We start from the raw sequence: 22,016 nt of genomic DNA on the forward strand, positions 1-22,016 counted from the left end.
AGTTGCAGTGGCTGAAGAAGTGAAGCGCGTTTTCGCATTTGGCAAGGATGCAAACGGCAATAACGTAACCGAGGGAAATACCTCTATGAAGGCGGTGCTCGGTGGCAAAGGAGCTAACCTAGCTGAGATGGCAAACATCGGCTTGCCCGTGCCTCCCGGCTTCACGATTTCCTGCCAAACATGCATGGAATATGCCAACGCCGGCAATGTGTGGCCTGAAGGCGTTCTTGATGTCATTCATGAATATCGCTCTGACTTGGAAGCCCGCGCCGGTAAGAAAATTGGTGATGCACAGGACCCGCTGCTGGTATCTGTTCGATCTGGCGCTCCCATTTCTATGCCGGGTATGATGGACACAGTTTTGAATCTTGGGTTGAATGATGAATCCATCAACGGTCTGATTGTGCAGACCGAAAACCCACGCTTTGCCTGGGATTCATATCGCCGGTTTATTCAAATGTTTAGCAATGTGGTTATGGGGCTCGACGGTGATCTATTCGAGAACGCCATCAGCATGAAGAAGAATCTGCGCGGTGTGCGCAGCGATACTGATCTTACCGCCGACGACTTGCAAGAGCTCGTAGAGGAATTCAAGCGCATCTTCGCCGAAAACGTTGATGCTGCAGCGTACCCTGACCTTGCGCATAATGGCGTTGCCACATTCCCGCAGGATCCTACAGTACAGCTGAAGCTTGCTATTGAAGCAGTGTTTGGCAGTTGGAAGAATCCGCGTGCGGTGCTGTATCGCCAGAAGAACAAAATCGACGACAATATGGGTACAGCCGTCAACGTACAATGCATGGTCTTTGGCAACAAGGGCGATACATCTGCGACGGGTGTGGCATTTACTCGTAATGCTGCCACAGGAGAAAAAGAATTTTATGGCGACTACCTTGTGAATGCACAGGGCGAGGATGTGGTAGCGGGCATTCGCAACACAAGCCCGATTGCCGAACTCAAGCACACTCCCGGTCTTGAAGAGGCTGGTCGCGAACTCGAAGAGGTGTTTGTTCTGCTCGAACAGCACTTCCGCGATATGATGGATATTGAGTTTACCATCGAGCAAGGCAAACTGTTCATGTTGCAGACACGCGTAGGTAAGCGTACAGCTGCCGCCGCTTTGCGCATTGCTATCGATATGGAAAAGGAAGGTCTTATTACTAAGGAAGAGGCTCTCAAGCGTGTTGAGCCTGAACAGCTCGATCAGCTGCTCCATCCTCAGTTTGATAAGAATGCTTCGTACGATGTACTGGCGCGCGGCCTCAATGCATCGCCGGGTGCAGCCGTGGGTGAAATTGTCTTTTCGAGTGCTGATGCGGTGGCTGTTTCAGAAGCAGGGCGCAAATGCGTGCTCGTGCGGTGGGAAACAAATCCCGATGACCTCGCAGGTATGATTGCTGCTGAAGGTATTCTTACCAGTCATGGTGGCAAGACGAGTCACGCGGCCGTTATTGCCCGTGGCATGGGTGCACCATGCGTGTGTGGAGTGGACGCGTTGAAGATCGACGCAGAGAAGAAAGAAATTACTGTTGCTGGTAGTGATGTAGTACTGCATGAGGGTGACATGATTTCAATCGATGGCACCACTGGTACGGTTGTTTCCGGTGCTGTGGAACTGGTTATGCCTGAATTAACTGGTGATTTGGATACCATTTTGGAATGGGCCGACGAAGTGCGCGTACTCGGTGTGCGTGCTAATGCCGATAACCCCGAAGATGCTCAGCTTTCGCGCGATTTTGGCGCCGAAGGCATTGGTCTGTGCCGCACGGAGCATATGTTCTTAGGTGATCGCAAACAGTTGATTCAGCAGTTTATTCTGAATGATGATGAAGATATTCGCACAGAGTGCGTTCACAAGCTGGGTGAACTACAAACGGGCGATTTTCTTGGCATGTTCCGTGCGATGGACGGGCTACCGGTTATTGTGCGCTTGCTCGATCCGCCGTTGCATGAGTTCTTGGAGAACCCGCGAGCGCTTGATGTCGAAATCGCTCACATGGAAGAACAGGGCGCATCGGCCGAGTCGGTTGCAGAAAAGCGTGCGCTTATGGCTCAGATCGATTCATGGGCTGAAGCGAACCCGATGCTCGGCCTGCGTGGTTGCCGCCTGTCGATTCTGTTCCCGCAGCTGCCTGATATGCAGGTGCGTGCCATTGCTACCGCCGCTGCTGCTCTCAAGAAAGAGGGGCTCGACCCGCATCCTGAAATTATGATTCCGCTGGTTTCCTTTGAATCAGAGATCGAATCGCTGCGTGCAAAAGCTGAAGCGGTTATCGCTGAGGTTGAAGCAGAGCAGGGTGTACAGTTGGAAATTCCTATTGGTACCATGATTGAGTTGCCACGCGCTGCCCTGATTGCCGATCAGATTGCACGCCACGCCGATTTCTTTAGTTTTGGAACCAACGATTTGACGCAGACCACGCTGGGATTTTCGCGCGACGATGCCGAAGCTAAGTTCTTGCCGCGATATCTGGAAGAGCATCTGCTCAAGCGTAATCCATTCGCCACGATCGACGATGGTGTTGCCGAACTTGTGCGCATGGGTTGCGAAAAGGGTTGCTCTGCAAATCCCAAACTGGCGTGCGGCGTCTGTGGTGAACACGGTGGCGATCCTGAGTCCATCATGAAATTCGCCCAGGTTGGCCCTGACTATGTCAGCTGCTCGCCGTATCGTGTGCCGATTGCGCGTCTCGCGGCTGCTCAGGCGGCGCTTGTTTAACCTCTGATATACTTTATATATGCGAGCCGCCTTATTTTCCACCGGGAGATAAGGCGGTTTTTATATTGCTGGCTGTTAAGATTTGTTCCTATACAAGACTGTTTTTATTCTTTCCGATGCTACCCGCCGCACCAAAAAACCGTTAAGGCCGCTATCTGATGAGGGTGCTACTGATTCCATGGCAAACAAGTGGTTGTAGGTACGAGTTGTGGCCATCGCACACTTCACGCTTGTATGCTTCAAACTTGCGCATTATGGATGTGTGTTTCAAGATGATGCGGCGTTAAGTTCCTAACGACGCACATTGCAGAATGCAATGTCAACTTTTCAACTGTGTATATGAAAGTTAGCGTATAGTCGCCGACCTCGCTTTTTGCTATCCTTGTATCCTATAAATTTGGGAAGGGAATACAAAGCATGGACATGAAGTTTCTCGTTGATCTGTCTGGGCAGATTGATACGTTTATGTATACCTACATTCTTATTATCATGCTGGTTGCATCTGGTGTGCTGTTTACCATTCGCACTAAAGGCGTGCAAATTCGCCTGTTTAAGGACATGATTAAGTCTATTACCGAACAGAAATATAACGAAGGTGAAAAGACTACCTCATCGTTTCAGGCATTGATGATATCCACGGCCAGCCGGGTTGGTACGGGCAATATTGCCGGCGTTTCGACAGCCATTGCTTTTGGCGGCCCTGGTGCACTGTTTTGGATGTGGATTATGGCCACTGTGGGTTCGGCTTCAGCGTTTATCGAATCGACGTTGGCTCAAATATTCAAGGTAAAGAATGAGGACGGTTCGTTTCGTGGTGGTCCGGCATACTATATTCAGCAGGGGATTGGCAAACGGTGGCTTGGAGTGGTTTTTGCCCTGGCACTTATTGTCTGCTTCGCCTATGGTTTTAATGCACTACAGGCCTATAATGCCTCATCAACACTGGAAGTCTATATGCCAGACTATTTCAAAAGTGACGTTGTGGTTGCCGTTGCATTGTTCTTAGCGGCATTTACTGCTATCTGCATCTTTGGTGGCGGGAGCCGTATTAGTTTCTTTACGAGCATTATTGTGCCGGTTATGGCGTTTAGCTATTTAGCTATCGCACTCGTTATTACCTTCATGCATATCTCTGCTGTGCCGGCTGTATTCGGGCTGATTTTTTCGTCGGCTTTTGATTTTCGATCATTTGCAGGTGGGTTTGCCGGGTCGGTTGTCTCGTGGGGTATTAAACGCGGTCTTTATTCGAATGAAGCCGGTATGGGCTCTTCACCAAATGCCGCTGCTGCTGCTTCGGTTTCTCATCCTGTTAAACAGGGGCTTGTGCAGACACTCTCAGTATTCATTGACACGATGATCATCTGTACCTGCACCGGTATGATGGTGCTCGTGTTTTATGTGGGTAGCAACTTGGAAACTATGGTCGATCCGATAACAAATGTTACCTCGTTTGTAAATCCGCAGACGGGTGCCATTCTTACCGGTATGCCTCTTATCCAAGAGGCTTTGCGCTATTCGTTGGGCGATTTCGGTGTGAACTTCGTTACGTTTAGCATTTTCTTATTTGCTTTTTCGAGCTTGCTTGGCAATTACTACTATGCCGAAAGCAACATGCGGTTTATCAAAGATAACCGCATTGTCGTGTTCATTTTCCGTATTACCTGCATTATTGCAGTATTTTGGGGCGCACAGGCAGGATTTGACCTAGTGTGGAACTTTGCTGATATCGCGATGGGCTTTCAAGCGTTCGTCAATCTGGTTGCCCTTTTCTTACTGGGAGGATGGGCTGTTAAAGCGTTGCGCGACTACGAAAGCCAATCGCAGAAAGGGGAAAACCCTGTCTTTTTGGCTGCGTCTATTCCAGGCTTGCCCAAAACGGAATGCTGGCATGAAACAGCCGAGGAACTTGCAGCTGATGCAGCGCGTGGTACGCTTGCAGCCGATGCAAAAATGAAGCATCAGGTTGTTGAACTGCTGAACGATAAGTAGCTAGGTAACTAGGTAGCTAGGTGGCTAAGTAGCCAAGCTGCCAAACTGCGGCACGCTCGGACGACGACTGGTCGAGTAGCTGTGGTGCGCTTGGACAGTAACTGGTGAGTAGTTGTGTGCGCCATTGATAATGAATAGCGCGTAGCTGCGGAGCTAGTAACAAGGGTAGTCAAGTAGTTCGCTATTACAGGAGCGCTCGGTAACTGAGTGCACTGCAGTTGGGGCTTGAGCGGTTAGTCGAGCTGCATGCTATCTAACAATACGGAGCACCTTTCATACTGCCCTTGTTGTCGATCGGCAAACAGCGTAGAATGACTTTCCCGCAGCGGCTGTGGCTGAAGTCACGCATGATGAAAGTGTGCGAGACGAGATCAAGCGCGTAGATGTCGGTAGATATCGACAGTGCTCACACGACCCTCAGTTGTTTGCAGCACTTTGAAAAGGTGGAGCCATGCTCTTCCCATGCGGCATTCCGCATGAAATAGGGGGGCGACTGGTTTCGACATGGCAGGTTTGAACCGAGGAGCAAGTCGTGGTCTCCTCGCCACGTTAAACAGGGGTACCGTCAAATTTAATTGACAACAACAAATCTTTTGGGCGTCAGTACGCCCTCGCTGCTTAATTTATAGCGCAGCGCGCCAACGCGGGAATTTCTTCTGCTTCCGCTGCGGTGTTATTTTAAGGAAGATGCTTTCAAGCACGTAGTCGGTATGGCTTGAAAAAAGACTGAACCGGCCAGAGATGCATGCAGTACGGCGATGAGCTCGTGTGTCTCGGATTTTTTCGTCGCATAAGCTTGTAGAGCCTGGGGGATTGTCTGGTATGGACCGGAGTTCGATTCTCCGCGCCTCCACCAACTAGCATACGTCCTGTGATATGTGTTTAAGCACGTCACAGGGCGTTTTTCTTATATCGTTAAATAGTTTCTAAATGGCATAAATTGGCATATGTGACGAATAGACCTATCAAAGTGGTCACAATCCCGGCTCAGGGTTAAATGATTTAATTCCCTCTCAGGAATTGTCAAAGGTTTTATGATGGCTGGCGATGGTAATTCTTACGTCTATTCATTCATGATGTGCGCCACGCGCTTTTGCAATTCAGGAAGTACTTCTGCTCCAAACCAAGGGTTCTTTTTCATCCATATCTGATTGCGCGGTGAAGGGTGTACGAGCGGAAGCCGTTCGGGCAAATATCGCTGGTAGTTATGCACGATATCGGTAAGCTTTGCTGACGACTTTAAGTGCAGGTATGCATGGGTTGCATAGTTACCCACTAATACAGTAAGCTCGACGTGTGGCATAAGCGCCAGTAAGGCCGGATGCCATTTGTCTGCAAAGCCCTTGCGAGGGGGAAGATCGCCCGATTTTCCGGTACCGGGGAAGTAGAAGTCCATAGGCATAATGGCAAGCTTATCTGAGGTGTAGAACGTCTCGCGGTCAATGCCCAGCCAGTCACGGAGGCGATCGCCGCTGCGATCGTTCCATACCATATGAGTGTCTTGCGCAATGCGCCCTGGTGCTTGACCGACGATAACAATGCGCGCCTCGGCATGTGCGCTATAAAGAGGATCGATGCCTTGTGCGGTGTATGAAGCATTCTGCTCATCACGGCGAATGGCTTCAAAGATCTCGTCGAATTTTGATTGGGATGTTGAATCGCTCATAGGGCACTTCCTTTAATATGTTGCCTCTACTTCTTAAACAGTCTAAACGGTCGTCTTAGAACCTTGGTTTTGGTACGGCTGCACCTTGGTGTCTTGTCCTGCTCTTTTTATCGGGGTGACACCCTCTTAAATGCTTGTGACTCTTGTTAATACGTTCCACCCACCATTGATAATAGGTGAAAAACCATACATGAAGTGGCTGTGTTTCGGCAGTTATACGTATTTGTTTACGAATGGCCGAAACTTGGCAAATGGTAGACATCAGGGATTGCCGTGTTCGTAGCAGCAATTTCTGTACGGTGGGCGTATAATACTGCCATCTGCGGTTCGACGTTTGGAGGTGCACTATGGCGGAGATGAGGGTCTACACCGTAAGCGAAGTCGGCAAGGCGAGCGAGGAACAAGCAGTAAAGACGGTATTTCATAACACTGATTCCACAAGCAGTTCTGTTTGGGTGGTAAAGCCGGGGCAGGAAGTTGTCTGTCACCTTCATAGTGCGTCAGACGATGTGTGGGTGTGCACTCAGGGCAAGGCGCTGTTCCATCCTGAGATTGGCGAAGATATAGAAGTAACGGCAGGGCAAGTTATTGTTAACCCAGCAGGAAAATGCCATGGTGCTACCAACCATGGCACAGAAGATTTCATATTCGTGAGTGTTGTGGCGCCCGTCCCGTCAGACTATGTGGCGCTCTAAGACTGGTAGGCTCTGGTATTGCTTGAGTGCCTGTTTACATAATTGTGCTGGTAGATAAGGTAAAAAATACTGATTCGACGGTTTGCAACAAAAGAATCTGTTCCAATCAATCGACGATGAATCACCCTGCAGCGGTGATGTCTCGCCGTGCGTTTGTCGCTACAGGCCTTCTTGTTGCTTCTGCCGCAGTGGGGCAGATTGGTTGTTCGCACACATCGCAAGCAGCCAACATTCCTGATGAATCAGGTACTCTCGCACAGCTGTCGTGGGCGGATATCGCGGCAGCTGCTCAGGCGATTGCGGCGTGCGGCAGCAGGCAAGAGGCGCTTGAAGCTGCTCGTTTATACGGGCTTATTGATGATGCGGGGCGATTGGATCCAAGCGGCAGCAAGAACATCAGCCTTTCTGATGGACGTATAGCGCCGACGCAGATTATTGGGGTGTATGCCGACACTGCCACAGCAGGTGGCAGTGTCGGGCTGACGTTTGCAATAACTGAAGCGCTTGATCAGCGCGGCATCAATACCGACCATGTGAACACTGGCGGTTGGGAACAAAGCGCACTGCGTGCCTGGTTAGCAAACGAGGGGCTGGCGTTGCTTCCTGACGAGGTGGCTACCAGCATTATTGCGGTTGACAAGCTAACAAATAACACGGGGGCTGCAGGAGATTCTTCGGCAGTAACAGTAACGAGCGATCGTTTGTGGGTTCCTTCCTTGATTGAGTTGTATGGCGCTGCAGACTGGTTCGAAGGAGATCAGGCCTGGTGTAACGATATTGTCAATGCCGAGGGGCACCAATATCAGCGGTTTTCTGACGGTGGCATTACCGCATCGAGCAGCCTTTCCAGTGAAGGAATCTTAAAAGCCACCTACAAAGGGAAGCCATGCGAATGGTGGACGCGAACACCTCGCCCTAGCGACAACGTGTATTTCGCTGGCGTGTACCGTGATGGCACTGCCAACGCGATTGGGTATTTAGGTGGCTATAGTGCCGGTGCTATAGCCTGTTTTTGCTTGTAGTCCGAGCTCATTTTGCGCGCGTGGCTTTCAAGTGAGTTTACGAGTCGTTGTGATTATAGGCCCACAGCAAGAGATACGGCTCTTGAGAGCTACTTGAGGTCTTAAGATTGCAGAAGGGCAGATTCAGGAATGACTACGCGCCGCTGAATTCTTCGTCGCCAAACAGCAGGATTTTTTCGTCGCCCGAAAGAGCCTCGCGCGCTTGTTCGCGAAGGTTGTTCATGCCACTTAAGAATTGGCGGTATATAACCACCACAAGATAGCGGCCGGTAGGAGTCAGAGTGAGTTCATCACTTGTGTCCGTTGCGAATGCTCCCATCAGGCGCATAAATGCCATTTCCATTGGAAGACCTGCTTCAACACTGCAGCCAAAATCAGCTTTGAAGCGGCGTTTATCAAGACGGAGCTTATACAGATCCAACAGGAAGCGATACCGCATCAAGTCCCGTCGGCTCAGTTCAGTTTTTCCCATAATGGACATGTGGCCAGCTTCTATAGCAGCGTTGTAGTCTGAAATGCTAAAGGTGTTAACGTAGAGTGCCCCATTAAGATGGGTGATCGACCCACTTCCTATGGCAGGATAGTCCTCATAGCACGTTTGATATTCATCAATATGATCAGGGTCGTTAATAGCACCATTTTTATCGGTGCGCGTGAAGGTCCAGAGTGTCGTACGATCGAACAAGGGCTGTTCGCCACCTGCCAGCACGCCGTCAATAATGTGATAGAAGCGCTCTTCGCGGTCATAGTCGAGCTGGCCGAATTTACTAGCCATCTTTGCGACCGTGCCATTTGAAGCGTACAGCGGCGAAAACGTTACCTGACGCGCTCCGCAGAGTGCGATTTTCTCTAGGTCGGCGAAAAGCCCTTCTTCGGTTTGCGAGGGGAAGTTGAAAATCATGTCCACGTTGAGCGAATCGATATAGCCGTGGGCTTCTTCGATACGTTCGAGAATTTCCTGACCACTGCCATACTTGCGGTAGCGATCCATCTGCTTGAGCAACGTATCGTCAAAGCTTTGCACGCCCACCGATAAACGCTGGACACGATGTTGCAGTTTTTCAAGATAGGGGCGCGTTAAGTGGTTGGGGTTCGTTTCGCAAGCAACTTCTTTGATATGAAAGTTATCGCGCGCTACATCAAGTGTTTCGCACAGCTCGTCAATCATAACCGTGGGAGTGCCACCGCCCACATAAATGCTCTCAAAGTCGTACCCAAGGCCTTTGAGCATGAGCATTTCTTTGCGCATGCTAGCGAAGTAAGGCCCAGCGATTTCGGGGCGGAAGGGATAGCGATTGAAGCTGCAGTAGGGACACAGCACCTCGCAAAATGGCACGTGCATGTACAGCATATACGTGCGACCCGTCTCTGCAGGAGGCATCATACTTTCATCGGTGGGTTTAAGGGCGAGCTGGCAATTTGCCATGCCCTTTACAATTCTCGTCAACAGGCGCTCAGCGAGCATGCTGCCCTCTTCCGGTATTAAGAGGTATTGAAAGTTTAAGCGTTATTTCGTCATCTTAAGGTATCTCAATATCTCATTATGTCTCATCTGCGCAGGCCCGAGGAATATTCCCTGGGTCTAACGTTCGATCAGTGTAGCACAAGCACTTGTTTTTAATGGCTGCTGCATCGAGTATACGATGCATAAGACCCGACCGGGTAACGATACCGATAAGTTTGCCTTGATCAAGCACGGGAGCTTTTTAATGCGTTTATCCGAAAGAATGGTGCAGGCACGTTCAAGCGTATTATCCACATTCAGTGCAACTGTCAGGTAGCTATTATGTAGCACCCCTTCAGTGGCGCTTGATTCTTACTCCACGTTGAAGGGGTGCCATAGATAGCTAACTTATAGATTGATTATCACCAGCTAGTCTGGTTGATTTTCTCCGCGGCGATTTTCGCCTTCCAAGGCCTGAATAGGAGCAATGTCCTGTGTTACCTCAAGGGCGCCCAAGTATTCGCCTGCTCGGTTACGCACCGCGAAATAGCGCACATACACGAACTTCGGCCCCATGTGCATCCAAAAATCGTAATGGTCTTCAGAGCCATCTTTAAACGAATCGAAGATGTTTTTTACCATCTCTTGGTTTTTGGGGGGATGACAGGTCATCACATTGTTGCCAAGTGATGCTATCGGACGTGCGAATGTACGGTTATCGCCATGGCTGAAGTAGCGCACGATATCATCTTTGTCGACAAAGGTAATCTCAAGTGGCAGTGTGTTGAGCATCGCAGCAAGTTCCTGAGCGTTAAAACTGCCGGTCGGTAACTTGATATAGTCAGCTGATACTTCAGGTTTTTCTTCTACTTCGCCGGCAGCGCGCTGGGCTTCATGCTTTGCGGTAGCGGCAAGTAAATCGTTCATCGAAGGCACCCACTTCTGCGGTGTGTCGATGAACACAAAGCCAATGTCCGGTTCGTCTTCGGCGACAGCCATCCATTCCATGGTGTCGAACTGTTCGGCCATCATGGGAATAAGGATGTTTTCTTCTTTATAGATCATGCCTTCAACGCCTTCGACTGCCGCATCGGCAGCTGTAGCAACAGCAGCTTTGTCGGCGTTGTCGGTGGAAGCGAGCTCGGTTGCTTGATCGATCGCATCACGAACTTCGTCGTCTTTGCCCCACATAACCTTTGAGGGGCCAGTAATGTCATGCTTTTCCAGCAGGGGGAACATGAGGTTTTCCTTGCGGCGGTAATGAACGCTGACTTGACGGATAGTGCGCAGGCCCTCAACAAGCGAAGCGGCATCAGCTGCACCAGATCGAACAGATTCGATGGCAGGTTTTAACGTATTGTTGAGATAAGCGGTTAAAGCAGCGTTTTCGGCGAGAAGCGAATGAACCGGATGACCAGGAATATCAACAACTTCAGGCGTTCCTTCAGCTGCTTCAACGTGCTCGCCCAAGGCAGCTGCATGCACATCGCAGAGGCGCTGCACATCGTTCACGGGTACACCTTCAGCCATAAGGGCTTGCTCGGCTTTTGACACTTCAGTGGCGGCAACGCCGTCGAACTCGCGGGCAAAATCAGCCTTTACCTCGTCGACAGAAGCACCTGTTTGCAGTTTATTGAGGAGATTTTTGATGACGTCAACACGATGGGCGTCAATGTCAGCGGCATTTTCCGTGCCGGTTTCCGAGTCGCTCGAGTTGTTTGAGCTGCTCAAATCGTTTGAGTTTTCTGTCCCGTTCTCGAAGCCTTCCACAACAAACCCGGCTTCTTGAAAAGCGGCAACCATCGTTTCAATAGGTACGTCTTTAACCATGGCACCTTTTGCGGGTGTCATCATACGGCCGACGGTATCGCGGCGGTCTTTTTCGACAATCTCGGGAAACCCGAGATTGGCCATAATGTTGATGGCTTCAGGGAATTCTTCGCACAGGTCATGTACGGTCATATCTAAGCTCATTTTTTTCATAGAAACCCTTTCTGTATGGGTTTGTCTTAGGTACTCAATATTTCAAGTACTCAGTTTTAGGTGCTTAGCCGACGATCCCACAGTATGACGGGGAAGTACGTTGCTAATACAACATTAGCGCTAGTCAGTTCCAACTGCGAGGATATTGAGGTGTTTCTTAAAGACAAAACGCTTGTTGCGGACTTTTTCTGGGGTCGCATCGATAAATATGTCGAGATTGCTGATTCTCTTTTTGTGTCTCTATAAGAAAATTTATTTTCTTATAGAGGTGTCAATGGACCTGTTAGGAAAAAATTTAGCTGAATTTTTCCTTATAAAGCCAATTAATTAAATAAAGAGAAGAATAGTTTCTTATAGTTCAAGAATATAGCCTTCATGCACCCTGTGCGAGCACAAGAGGTAAGAGCGTCCAGAATATTTGAAGGAGTTGTTCAGGATCCGCATGAAGAATCCGAGATTCTAATATGCTTCGTGCCAAGAACATGAAGAAATCGTCTGGGACTTACAGGAAGAGTTCGATACCTAGGTAAGGCGAAGTCTACACAGAAAACTAGAGAGCCATTCGGGTTTATATGAAGAATCCGGGAGCAATAGCAGGAAGAGCCCGACACTTGCATGAAGACATACATAAAGGCATGCTGCAGGTTAAAACTGCTCGACCAGTTCGATGAGCTCCTGTTTTTTGTGAATATCGAGTTTTGTGTAAATACGCTTGGTGTGAGTGCGCACTGTGTTCTCAGAAACGAACAACGTTTCAGCAATACGAGGAACCGTGTAACCATGCACAATAAGGTCAGTAACTTCAGCTTCTCGGTCGCTCAACCGATAGACTTGCTGAAGGGCGGAAACACGTTTGGACAGCAGATCCTTCCAGTCGCCTTCTTCCAATGAATCTCTCAATGGGTTTCTGAATGGGTTTCTGAATGGCCCTCCGAGCGATTTGTCTAACGATTCGCTTGGTTTTCCAAGGCGCTCTTCTAATGATCTTCCTGATGAAGCAGCGTCAGAACGAGTATCGAAAGTCGTATCCAAAGCAGTGTGACGGAGAGAACCATCCTTGGTTTGCTCAGAATTGATTTCCATAGAGGGTTCGAATACAGAAGGCCTGGGAACAGAAGGCTTGGATGCAGAAGGCCCAAAACCTTTCTTTCCTTTTTGATAGGAAGAGTAGGGGGCACCAGAATTATTTAGTTGACCTGACATTTGTTCAACTGGCAAAGATGCCGATATGAGTTCGATAGTGTCGCCGTAGAAAAATTGGCTGCGCGCATTCTTAAAACTTACCGAACCGATGAAGAACATAAGGGCAAGCAGATAGATGGCGACAATAGCAGCAGTTTCTTGTGCGTTAAATCCGAGAGCGGTAAAGCTGTCCGAGAAGCTTCCAATAATAAAACCTAAGTCGTGCAGCGCGTAAATAATGCCACCGAACAATCCAAATACAAAGAAAGGAGTGACGCCGCGATCGCGCGACATTTGCGTGCATTGCAGCATAGTCAGCATGAGTCCGACGCTGTACAAGGCAAACAAGCCCGATGCAAGCCAGTGGGCATAAAAACCTGGCGCAAACATAAGAATTAAAAATGTGCTGATCAATACCGGAAAAACAATTTGGTAGAGCTTGATAATGTTCAGCCGAAGTCCCTTAGCCTGCCACAGGAAGAAAACCGCTCCTGCTGCGGCAAAAAGCGCTGCTATAGAAAGCAGATTAACGTAGAGACCAACTTCTGGTTGGTTAATAGCAAGTGATCTGACGATACCGGTGCAAAAGGCAATGGCGCCCATACAGAGCGCGCTGCGCCACATGTTTTTGACAGCACGGCGATAGACACGCAGATTTTCGCGCGGAATATCGGAAAACATTGGCTGTGAAAAGTCGATGGTGCGATTCCCCAAAATCAGCGCAAGCGAAATAAGCGGCAAAAATACCAGTGGTACTAAATAGACGGTTACGGCACGGGGAATAAGATACAGTCCAAAGTAGAATACGGCGGAACACATAAATCCGACGATGAGGTCACGCTGCCCCATTTCTTGTTGCTGGCTCGCGAACAGCCGCTGCCACAGTAAGTAGAAAAGGGCCGATCCAGTACCAAGGAAAACACCACTCGCCACTACGAGTGGGAATGCCCAGTCGTGCAAATACATAACGCCGATAAGCAACGCCCAACCGGCAAAATAGATAAGTGAGGCACCGATGACCTGTGTTCCCGTTTTAGCACGAGGTGCAAAATAAGCGCCTCGAGCAGCGACAGAAAAGGTGACAAGCAGCATAGTTGACTGAGCGAGGTAGAACCAGAACATAATCTCGCTTGTCTGGATGCTTATTGGAAGAAAGGGAAATACACCGCCCCAAATGCCCGTGGCATTAACAGCAAGAAAGAGCGCATAACCAAGCGAAGCACTTGTCGGCTTGAGCGAGGCAATTATAGTCTGATTCAGGTGCATTATTACCGTAGTGTTCATAGTGTCGCCATGCTTAATGTGTTGTGATTACGATACCGCATCGATTTATTAACATGAAGGCTTGCGAACAGGGATTTTACTAAATTCACCCTAATCATGTGACAAGATCGCACCCTGGCGCGTTAGGGTTGTTGTTGGAGGATTGACAATTTCAGACGAAGGAAGAGGAGGAGTGCTTATGCCACAGACGAGCATGAGCCGCCGGGGATTTATTAAAGCATCTGGTGCCCTTGCCGCGCTTGCAGCAGCCGGTGAAGGGGCAGCCCTGGCAGGTGGCGGGTTTGTTGCCGAGGCTGCGCAAGAAGCAAATGAAGAGACCATCGCTTGGAGTCAATGCAACGTTAATTGCGGTGGCAATTGTATTTTCCAATGGCATGTGCGGGACGGCAAAGTCCTCTACATGGAAACGGACAATACGGGTAATTCCGATCTTCAGGCACGCGCCTGTTTGCGTGGGCGCAGTATGCGCAAATGGTTGAACCATCCTGATCGCCTGCTATATCCCATGAAGCGAGTTGGCAAGCGGGGTGAAGGAAAGTTCGAGCGCATATCCTGGGACGAAGCCATCCAGATTATTCATGACAATATGGAGCGTATCTACGCCAACTATGGACCCAATTCTGTATTTATCAACTATGCAACAGGTATGTACAGTACTACGGGTAGGAATCCGAGTAAGCGGTTACTGTCGCTCTTAGGGGGATTCGTCAATCAGGGTGCTGATTATTCTACCCATATGATGCAGGTAGTCATGCCATATATGTTTGGCTCCGATAAGACGAAGGGTTCTATCTATTCACCCTACGACAACATTAACGCCTCGTCTTTTACTGAAGCTGAAGCGCACTCCGATCTGATTGTTATGTTTGGCAATAGCCCAGCGGAAACGCGTATGGGTGGAGCGAACGCGACGTGGGATTTTGCCAAAGTGCGTGAAGCGGTATACGCACGTGGGGGTAAGGTTGTTAATATCGACTATCGTCTCAATGAAACTTCATCAGCTCATGCAGATGAATGGCTTCCTATTCGTACCGGTACCGACACCGCGTTGTGCTGTGCACTCGTTCATGAATTCATTGTCGACGGCAAAACCGATGAAGAATTTCTTGTCCGTTACTGCGTTGGGTGGGATGAAGACACGCTGCCCGAATCGGCTCAAGGGCAAAATCTGTCGTATAAGGCCTACATTATGGGCGAGGGGTATGACCACATTGCTAAGACTCCCGAATGGGCTGCGGAGATTACGCAAATTCCCGCAGAGAAGATTCGCGAACTAGCCCGCGATCTGGAAAAGGCCGAAGCTCCTTTTGTGGTGCAAGGTTGGGGGCCACAGCGCCACACCAATGGCGAACAAACGTCGCGTGCCATTAGTATGGTGCCAATTGCGTTGGGAAAAATTGGACTACCGGGCACCAATACCGGCCAGCGGGAAGCGGAACCGCCGGTGTACTTAGTGTCGGCGCTGCCGTTTAAAAACCCCGTAACAACAACCCTGCCGGTTTATCAATTCATTAATGCGATTGACCATGGGCATAAAATGACTGCCACTAACGCAGGTATCACAGGAGCTGATGCGCTTGGTGTCGACATTAAATGCTTGTGGAACTATGCAGGCAACTGTTTAACCAATCAGCATGGCGATATCAATTACACGCATGAAGTGCTCATAGATGAGAATAAATGCGAGTTCATCCTGGTGTGGGACACGGTGATGACCGACTCTGCTAAGTATGCCGATCTTCTGCTGCCCGATGCAATGCGCTCCGAACAGCTCAATATGCAGACACAGGGTTATTCGGAATACTACACCGGTGTCACGGTAGGTGGCCCTGCCCAGGAGGCTCCCGGCGAGTGCCGAATACATTACGATGTGTGCGCTGACATTGCTGAAACGTTTGGTTTGCGTGACGAATTTACCGAAGGCCGCACGCAAGAAGACTGGATTCGTTTTCTGTATGAACAAGGTCGGGAAAAGCATCCCGAGATGCCTACATGGGAACAGATTCTGAAACAAGGTGTTTATAAGACAAAGCCTGATCAAGCCATTGGATTGAAAGACTTTCGTGATGATCCTATTGCTCATCCACTGGGAACACCCAGTGGCAAGATCGAGATCTATTCTGAATCACTTGCAAAACTCAATGAAACCTGGGAACTAGAAGAAGGAGACAAGATATTTGCTATTCCTGAATTCGATTCCGGTTTTCAGGGGTATGGTGCGGCCACCGATGAATACCCGCTGTATTGCTCGGGCTTTCATCACAAGTCACGTACCCACTCATCATTCGGTTTTATAGAGGAATTGGAACAGGCGGCTCGTCAGCAGATGTGGATCAATCCGGTTGATGCTGAACCGCGTGGTATTGCGATGGGCGATATCTGTGCTGTGAAGAGTCCAGCCGGTGAAATCCGCATTGAAGCGCGCGTAACTAATCGTATTATTCCCGGTACAGTAGGTATTCCTCAAGGCGCTTGGCATAAGGCTGATATGCAGGGCGATCGGGTTGATAAGGGTGGCTGTATTAATACGCTCACGACCTATCGGCCGACCCCGCTTGCAAAGGGCAATGGAAATGCTCATTCCATCATTGTTCAAGTGACTAAAGCGTAGAGGAGGGATATATATATGACTCAGTATGCATTTTATTTTGACAGTGCGCGCTGCACCGGCTGCAAAACCTGTGAGCTTGCCTGCAAAGATTATCAGAATCTTGATAAAAATACCGCTTATCGTCACGTCTTCGATTACGAGGGCGGTTCATGGACGATCAATGCTGATGGCACCTGCCAAACGAACGCATTCGTCTATCATGTATCGGTTTCTTGCAACCACTGTGATAATCCCGCCTGTACGGGCGTGTGTCCCACTGGTGCGATGCATAAAAACCCTGAAACAGGGCTTGTGTCGGTGAACACCGATAAATGCATTGGCTGCGGATACTGCCATATGGCTTGCCCCTATAATGCGCCGAAAGTCGACCGTGCGCTCGGCCATTCGGTGAAGTGTGATGGCTGTGCCAGTCGTGTGGAAGCGGGGCTCAATCCTATTTGCGTAGATGCCTGCCCGCTTCGTGCTTTGAAATTTGGCTCAGTTAGTGAAATGGCTGCTTTAGGTGAGCAAGCGAATATCGCGCCATTGCCAGAAAGTCATTACACCCATCCGCATCTATACATCAAAGTGAACGAAAATGCGAAAGCTCCCGGTTCTGCCGAAGGGTCTGTCGCCAATGTTATGGAGGTGCTCTAGTATGGAAACCGCTTTTGCTGAGCTACCTCTGGCGATATTTACCACGTTGGCTTCTATTGGAGCTGGTTCCTTTATAGTGCTGGCATGTGTGCTTTGGCGAAGAAATATGTCAAGCACGCAGATGAAAGCGCTCGACCGAGCGATGCTTGTGCCGTTTATGGTGGCTGGTGTTGGGTTTGTTGCTTCATTTTTGCATTTAACAGCGCCGCTACACGCCGTGTATGTGTTTTCCGGTATGGGATCTTCACCCCTTACCAACGAAATATGCTGCGGTATCGTGTTTATGGCGGCTGCTTTTCTGTATCTCGTACTAGCTCTTATCGGCAAGCTGGGTAATGCCCGCAAGCCATTTGCTTTAATAGTAGCCGTTCTAGCCACTGTCTTTGTTATCTTTGTTGGTCTGGCTTATATCGTTCCCACTATTGTGTCGTGGAATACAGCACTTGTACCAGCTGAAATGCTTGGCTACGCTCTTGTAGGTGGGACAGCTCTTATGGTGTGTGTTGCGCAGTACGCTGGTGTGCTTGATGAAGAAACACGCACCGTACTCAAAATGCCTCTTGTGATACTGGTTGTGTGTGGATTGGTGCTTGCTTTAGCTGCTCCGATCACCCATATCGCAATCATCAATGGCCTAGGCAATGCTGTTTCGCAGGGGAGCGCCCTTGTGTCTGAGGTACTGCCTTATGTGCTGGTCGGTTTGGTGTTGATTGCTCTTTCCGCTGTCGAGTTGCTCTGGGGCATTGCCAAGGGTTTCACACCAGCACGAGGTTTACGGTCGACTCTCGAAGCACTAGTGGGCATCTTTCTTTTGCGTCTTACGTTCTATGCGTTGTACCTTTCAATAGGCGTTACTTTGATGTAGCTCTGCGCGAGTATCCATCGCGAGGCCTACTGGAAATGGCTATTTAGAAGTGACGGTTTTAGATAGAGCGATGCTGAGATAGCGATTCTGGAAATGGCGAGATCAGATCTAGCCTTTATATCCTCAGATTTAGGGACTAAGAGTATTCTGACTTCGACTGAGCTGACAGGAGCCCGCCCTTATGTCCACTGTTCTGGGGGGTCGTGGGGTGTAACTACCATGAATGAGCTTGTAAGGAGTTTCTTATGAGTGTGCTCGAACAGAGCGTACTTGAGCAGATTGCTTTTATTGGGAACACGCTTTCACCGCTTTTCTTGTATGATCCACTCGCAAAGGAAACAGCAGACCTGTACGAAGCTCTGCGTCAAGTTGATGTTCACACGGCGGCTGCTGATTGGCCGTTTGGGAATACGCTTGCAATTGAACACGGGCTGCATCTGATGCAGGTAGGCATCAATGCGGGCAGGGAGGAACTGTCTCATGAATTTCAGCGGCTTTTTGTGGGGCCAGAGACAAAGGCAGTTCCTCCGTGGGGATCGGTGTATACCGATCACGACAGAATATTATTTGGTGAAACAGCGCTTGACCTGCACGATTGGATGAGCAAAAACACCATTCGAGCGACGGTTGATGACCATATGCCAGATGATCATGTTGGTCGCATGTTGGCACTTTTAGCATGGATCGCCCAGCAGCGTCCTAGCTTGCTGGAAGAATATTTGCAGGACCACTTTCTTACTTGGATTCCGCATTTTCTGTCCGTACTTGATGACAGAACAAGAAGCGATTTCTATCATGGTCTTTCCGTACTCACACAGGAAAGCATTGAAGGAATTGGACAAGCACTTAGCGTACAGGTGGTTGAGCCACGGTTCTTTCGGTGATTGAAGCAGTAGGGAGGAAAATCAATGAGCGGCGTGCAGATCGCATGGGCGAATGCGCTCAGTGAGTCCACGTTGGTATTCTTTACCACGTTGGCACCTTCTGCCGCTTTTGCCTATCTTGCGTTACTGATTCTGCTGTTCAGGAGTGGCATTGATACAGTAATTCACGAGCAAATTCACCACTTGCTGTGGGCGCCACTCGTGCTGTGCATGATTGGACTTATTGCTTCTGCCACGCACTTAGGGAACCCGTCTAATGCGCTTTATGTACTTATGCGTGTTGGATCAAGTCCGCTGTCGAACGAAGTGTTTGCAGCGGGGGCGTTCTTAGGTATGGCGGCTGTTTTCTGGCTTGCAAGTTTTTCGATACAGAAATACTACCTGGTTGAGCGGATCGCGATGGTATGTATTATTGCGTCCGGCATCTGCTTTATTGCGGCTATTTCGTGCGCATATCATGTTGAGACGATTGTCACGTGGTCAATGCCGCTTATGCCGGCAACCATTGCTTGCAGTTCAGCTATGGGCGGTCCTCTGCTAGCTCTTTGCTGCTTGCAGGCCACCGACCCATTTCCTAGTAAGGTACCGTTCGCAAAAGGACTTGCAGTGGTTTCGTTTGGTGCAACGGTTGCCTGGCTGAGCATGCAGACAGCTATTGGTCTTGCGCTGCCAGGCATTGCAAACGAGCTATTTACCGCAAGTGAACTGGTGCCCATGTTTTGGCCGGCGCTTGTACTGTCGGGTGTCTTATGTCTTGCCGGATCAGTAAGTCCCTTTGTTGTTGCGCGACGCCTTGGATGGGATGTATCCAAGGCGTATCCAGCAGGACATAAATCTGTGAAACAAAAATCAATAGAACAAAACGCGGAACAAAAGCGAGCAATACAAGAGTCGGCAAGGCAAAAGATAACAGCACAAGAACCAGCAGAACAAAAGGTCGCAGGGCAAGAATCAGTCGGGAGAGAATTGTCAGCGCGCTACTGGCTTATAGGAGCAAGCGTCTCTATGCTGATCGGGATTTTCATTATGCGGTTCATGTTTTATATGATGCATATGACGGTTGGTGTCGCTGTGTAAGCTGGTTAAGGCTCATTGGACTGTGACTGAAGCGTGTGTAGATAGAATGACTCGTGAGGTGCGCGCACATAATGAACAGGCTCATTGAAGCACGTCAAGCATGCACAGCGTTAGTTGAGAGGCGTATTAGCGCAGACGCATCTGCACGATAGCACTGTGCTCAAGGTTTTCGGCGGCAAGGGTCGCTTCCAGTAAAGAACGATGCGCGACAGGTTCTTTCCATGCCATTCCGCAGCCTGCCGAAAGGGTACGGGGAATGGGTATCAGCCGGCCGACCAGGCCATACCGTTGTGCGCATGCCTGCAAGGCAAGGGCATCGGTAGTGGAATCAAAAGGCACGATCAGGTGCTCTTTATGTAAGGCCGATCCGGCTGATGACATGTTTAATCCTTGCGCGATACTTACGAGATAGTAATCACGTAATCGTCTCCGTCGCGTTCAACGGAGGTCTGATGACCCTTTCGCTTTACCGCATCGCACACGTTGACACGCGACGTCGAGCTGCTGACGAGCACTTGAAGGGGTTCTTGCGGTGTTTCCTTGAGCGCTTCAAGTGTTAAAAGCACGGGTTCAGGGCACGAAAGCCCGCGCGCATCAAGTTGTTTCATTAGGTGTCCTTTCTATATTTCGCTGTGCTTCTAGAGTGTTCGCATTCGGATAATTTTCCGAATGCGACACCCCAGTATTTCCCAATAACTTATGCCTCGCTGGCGACAGGTGCGGAAACAGCCGGAGTGGCTTTCGCCGCCGCAGCCTTCTTCTTTTTCTGGTTGGTGAATGCGATAACAAACAGCACTGCAATACCAGCAACAAGTACAACTTGACCTGCCAAGGAAGGGCCTCCTGCAACTGCGGGAGTATCGGCCGTAGCGGCAGCTGCAGCAGCACCAGCCAGGCCAAAGTTATGTGCAAATGCGGCACCAATAAGCATTCCCAAGAAAGTCATTGCGCCATCGCACGAGCCCTGGCCAGCCAAAATCATCTGGCGCAGAGGGCAACCACCGGCGAGCGTGCCGGCGAATCCGACAGCATAGAGTCCGAGGATATTCCACAGATGCTGAGCATGTGCAATGGGCTGGCCGTCGAAGCTCAACTTGAAACCGCCGGTAGCCACGTTGTAGATGGCCATAACAGCAAAGAGACCAACGATGGGAATAAGCAGCGAAAAGTCCCTCATCAGGATGACATTACGCACGCCGCCGATAAAGCAGATGCGTGTCTTCTGTGCGAGGGCGCCAATAACGAGCGCCACGGCCAGCGAAATAATCCAGGGTGCATGCTTCGACCCGGGGCCAGATTCACTAACCGCCATTACCGTTAACGTTAGGCTGATAATCAGCAGCACTACCAAAGCGATGGGTAGTACGGTGCCGGCGGCTTTATTGGTGTCATGTTCGCGTCCAAGCGAAAATCCGCGCTTGAGGAACACCGCACCAGTAGCTACACCAGCAACAAGTCCTACGAGACCGACCCAAGCATTGAGATCGCCCGCGCTCATGCGGATAACCATGCGCAGGGGGCATCCCAAAAAGATGAGTGCACCGATCATCATGATGAAGCCCAGGATAAAGCGCACCATCGGTGACGATCCGGCTGTTGAACGATACTCTCTGGTTGCAAGGGCAATCAAAAATGCACCCGCGACAAAACCAACGATTTCGGGACGGAAATACTGCACGGGGGCTGCGGTATGCAGCTTTAGGGAACCCGCCATGTCGCGGATAAAGCAGGCGGCACAGATGGCCATATTACCAGGATTGCCGGTTGCTGCCAGTACTGCTATGAGCAGGCCAACAACAACGCCGACAAGGGCAAGACCCTTCTTGGAATTAAGGGATTCCACAAAAACCTTCTTTCGGAATGCTCAGGCACAGAACCATGAGGAAATGACACCCGACGGTTTAACTCTTCCGTGCAGAATCTACGGAAGGCCGCTGGGCAAGAGATATAAGACCGCTT

General features: G+C 49.8%; 16 protein-coding genes and 1 other RNA gene. 10 read left to right on the top strand and 7 right to left on the bottom strand.

Going from position 1 to position 22,016, the window contains the following annotated elements; translation table 11 throughout:
• Positions 1–7 precede the first annotated feature (7 nt).
• From ppdK to ssrA, 3 genes are all read left to right on the top strand, one after another.
• A complete protein-coding gene (gene ppdK, locus CCUR_RS00195) occupies positions 8–2,719 on the top strand; it encodes a pyruvate, phosphate dikinase (protein ID WP_012802461.1) in 2,712 nt (903 codons plus the stop codon).
• A 417-nt stretch (positions 2,720–3,136) separates the two neighbouring features.
• Positions 3,137–4,708 (top strand): alanine/glycine:cation symporter family protein, encoded by a 1,572-nt coding sequence (locus CCUR_RS00200; protein WP_012802462.1) that lies wholly within the window; start codon positions 3,137–3,139, stop codon positions 4,706–4,708.
• Between the two features lie 485 nt (positions 4,709–5,193).
• Positions 5,194–5,564: a transfer-messenger RNA gene (ssrA, locus tag CCUR_RS07375) on the top strand.
• Between the two features lie 207 nt (positions 5,565–5,771).
• Here ssrA and CCUR_RS00205 read toward each other — a convergent pair.
• Entirely contained in the window at positions 5,772–6,374 is a 603-nt protein-coding gene (locus CCUR_RS00205) for a uracil-DNA glycosylase family protein (RefSeq protein WP_012802463.1), read from the bottom strand.
• A gap of 347 nt (positions 6,375–6,721) precedes the next feature.
• Between CCUR_RS00205 and CCUR_RS00210 the strand changes: the two genes are divergently transcribed.
• Both CCUR_RS00210 and CCUR_RS00215 read left to right on the top strand, forming a co-directional pair.
• Positions 6,722–7,069, top strand: a complete 348-nt coding sequence (locus tag CCUR_RS00210) for a cupin domain-containing protein (protein ID WP_012802464.1) — start codon at positions 6,722–6,724, stop codon at positions 7,067–7,069.
• Positions 7,070–7,185: 116 nt separating this feature from the next.
• Complete coding sequence (locus CCUR_RS00215) at positions 7,186–8,091, top strand: DUF6273 domain-containing protein (protein ID WP_012802465.1); 906 nt, start codon at positions 7,186–7,188, stop codon at positions 8,089–8,091.
• A gap of 133 nt (positions 8,092–8,224) precedes the next feature.
• Here the strand turns inward: CCUR_RS00215 and CCUR_RS00220 are convergent, their stop codons facing one another.
• From CCUR_RS00220 to CCUR_RS00230, 3 genes are all read right to left on the bottom strand, one after another.
• The gene (locus tag CCUR_RS00220; RefSeq protein ID WP_012802466.1) at positions 8,225–9,556 is read right to left on the bottom strand and encodes a coproporphyrinogen III oxidase family protein; all 1,332 of its coding nucleotides are present in this window, start codon (positions 9,554–9,556) and stop codon (positions 8,225–8,227) included.
• Positions 9,557–9,964: 408 nt separating this feature from the next.
• Positions 9,965–11,518, bottom strand: coding sequence for a DUF438 domain-containing protein (locus CCUR_RS00225; RefSeq protein ID WP_012802468.1), 1,554 nt, complete (start codon positions 11,516–11,518; stop codon positions 9,965–9,967).
• Between the two features lie 645 nt (positions 11,519–12,163).
• Positions 12,164–13,681, bottom strand: a complete 1,518-nt coding sequence (locus CCUR_RS00230; RefSeq protein WP_245526098.1) for a helix-turn-helix transcriptional regulator — start codon at positions 13,679–13,681, stop codon at positions 12,164–12,166.
• A gap of 481 nt (positions 13,682–14,162) precedes the next feature.
• Between CCUR_RS00230 and CCUR_RS00235 the strand changes: the two genes are divergently transcribed.
• The 5 genes from CCUR_RS00235 to CCUR_RS07095 all read left to right on the top strand — a co-directional run bounded on the left by CCUR_RS00235 (position 14,163) and on the right by CCUR_RS07095 (position 20,057).
• A complete protein-coding gene (locus tag CCUR_RS00235) occupies positions 14,163–16,595 on the top strand; it encodes a DMSO/selenate family reductase complex A subunit (protein WP_174249817.1) in 2,433 nt (810 codons plus the stop codon).
• A gap of 15 nt (positions 16,596–16,610) precedes the next feature.
• Entirely contained in the window at positions 16,611–17,231 is a 621-nt protein-coding gene (locus CCUR_RS00240) for a DMSO/selenate family reductase complex B subunit (RefSeq protein WP_012802472.1), read from the top strand.
• Between the two features lies 1 nt (position 17,232).
• Positions 17,233–18,096, top strand: coding sequence for a dimethyl sulfoxide reductase anchor subunit family protein (locus tag CCUR_RS07090; RefSeq protein ID WP_012802473.1), 864 nt, complete (start codon positions 17,233–17,235; stop codon positions 18,094–18,096).
• Between the two features lie 245 nt (positions 18,097–18,341).
• Positions 18,342–18,980 (top strand): Tat proofreading chaperone DmsD, encoded by a 639-nt coding sequence (gene dmsD, locus CCUR_RS00250; RefSeq protein ID WP_012802474.1) that lies wholly within the window; start codon positions 18,342–18,344, stop codon positions 18,978–18,980.
• Positions 18,981–19,004: 24 nt separating this feature from the next.
• The gene (locus CCUR_RS07095) at positions 19,005–20,057 is read left to right on the top strand and encodes a dimethyl sulfoxide reductase anchor subunit family protein (protein WP_012802475.1); all 1,053 of its coding nucleotides are present in this window, start codon (positions 19,005–19,007) and stop codon (positions 20,055–20,057) included.
• 126 nt (positions 20,058–20,183) lie between these two features.
• Here the strand turns inward: CCUR_RS07095 and CCUR_RS00260 are convergent, their stop codons facing one another.
• The 3 genes from CCUR_RS00260 to yedE form a co-directional block, all read right to left on the bottom strand.
• The gene (locus tag CCUR_RS00260; RefSeq protein WP_012802476.1) at positions 20,184–20,438 is read right to left on the bottom strand and encodes a putative Se/S carrier protein; all 255 of its coding nucleotides are present in this window, start codon (positions 20,436–20,438) and stop codon (positions 20,184–20,186) included.
• Between the two features lie 20 nt (positions 20,439–20,458).
• Positions 20,459–20,665, bottom strand: coding sequence for a sulfurtransferase TusA family protein (locus CCUR_RS00265; protein WP_012802477.1), 207 nt, complete (start codon positions 20,663–20,665; stop codon positions 20,459–20,461).
• An 89-nt stretch (positions 20,666–20,754) separates the two neighbouring features.
• The gene (yedE, locus tag CCUR_RS00270) at positions 20,755–21,900 is read right to left on the bottom strand and encodes a YedE family putative selenium transporter (protein WP_012802478.1); all 1,146 of its coding nucleotides are present in this window, start codon (positions 21,898–21,900) and stop codon (positions 20,755–20,757) included.
• Positions 21,901–22,016: the final 116 nt, after the last annotated feature.

Origin of the sequence: Cryptobacterium curtum DSM 15641, from assembly GCF_000023845.1 — a bacterium.
GTDB lineage: Bacteria > Actinomycetota > Coriobacteriia > Coriobacteriales > Eggerthellaceae > Cryptobacterium > Cryptobacterium curtum.

Coding starts and splice junctions, on each gene's coding strand:
- CCUR_RS00200 (WP_012802462.1), top strand. CDS start 3,137: ATGGACATGAAGTTTCTCGTTGATCTGTCTGGGCAGATTGATACGTTT.
- CCUR_RS00205 (WP_012802463.1), bottom strand. CDS start 6,374: ATGAGCGATTCAACATCCCAATCAAAATTCGACGAGATCTTTGAAGCC.
- CCUR_RS00210 (WP_012802464.1), top strand. CDS start 6,722: ATGGCGGAGATGAGGGTCTACACCGTAAGCGAAGTCGGCAAGGCGAGC.
- CCUR_RS00215 (WP_012802465.1), top strand. CDS start 7,186: ATGAATCACCCTGCAGCGGTGATGTCTCGCCGTGCGTTTGTCGCTACA.
- CCUR_RS00220 (WP_012802466.1), bottom strand. CDS start 9,556: ATGCTCGCTGAGCGCCTGTTGACGAGAATTGTAAAGGGCATGGCAAAT.
- CCUR_RS00225 (WP_012802468.1), bottom strand. CDS start 11,518: ATGAAAAAAATGAGCTTAGATATGACCGTACATGACCTGTGCGAAGAA.
- CCUR_RS00235 (WP_174249817.1), top strand. CDS start 14,163: ATGCCACAGACGAGCATGAGCCGCCGGGGATTTATTAAAGCATCTGGT.
- CCUR_RS00240 (WP_012802472.1), top strand. CDS start 16,611: ATGACTCAGTATGCATTTTATTTTGACAGTGCGCGCTGCACCGGCTGC.
- CCUR_RS07090 (WP_012802473.1), top strand. CDS start 17,233: ATGGAAACCGCTTTTGCTGAGCTACCTCTGGCGATATTTACCACGTTG.
- dmsD (WP_012802474.1), top strand. CDS start 18,342: ATGAGTGTGCTCGAACAGAGCGTACTTGAGCAGATTGCTTTTATTGGG.
- CCUR_RS07095 (WP_012802475.1), top strand. CDS start 19,005: ATGAGCGGCGTGCAGATCGCATGGGCGAATGCGCTCAGTGAGTCCACG.
- CCUR_RS00260 (WP_012802476.1), bottom strand. CDS start 20,438: ATGTCATCAGCCGGATCGGCCTTACATAAAGAGCACCTGATCGTGCCT.
- CCUR_RS00265 (WP_012802477.1), bottom strand. CDS start 20,665: ATGAAACAACTTGATGCGCGCGGGCTTTCGTGCCCTGAACCCGTGCTT.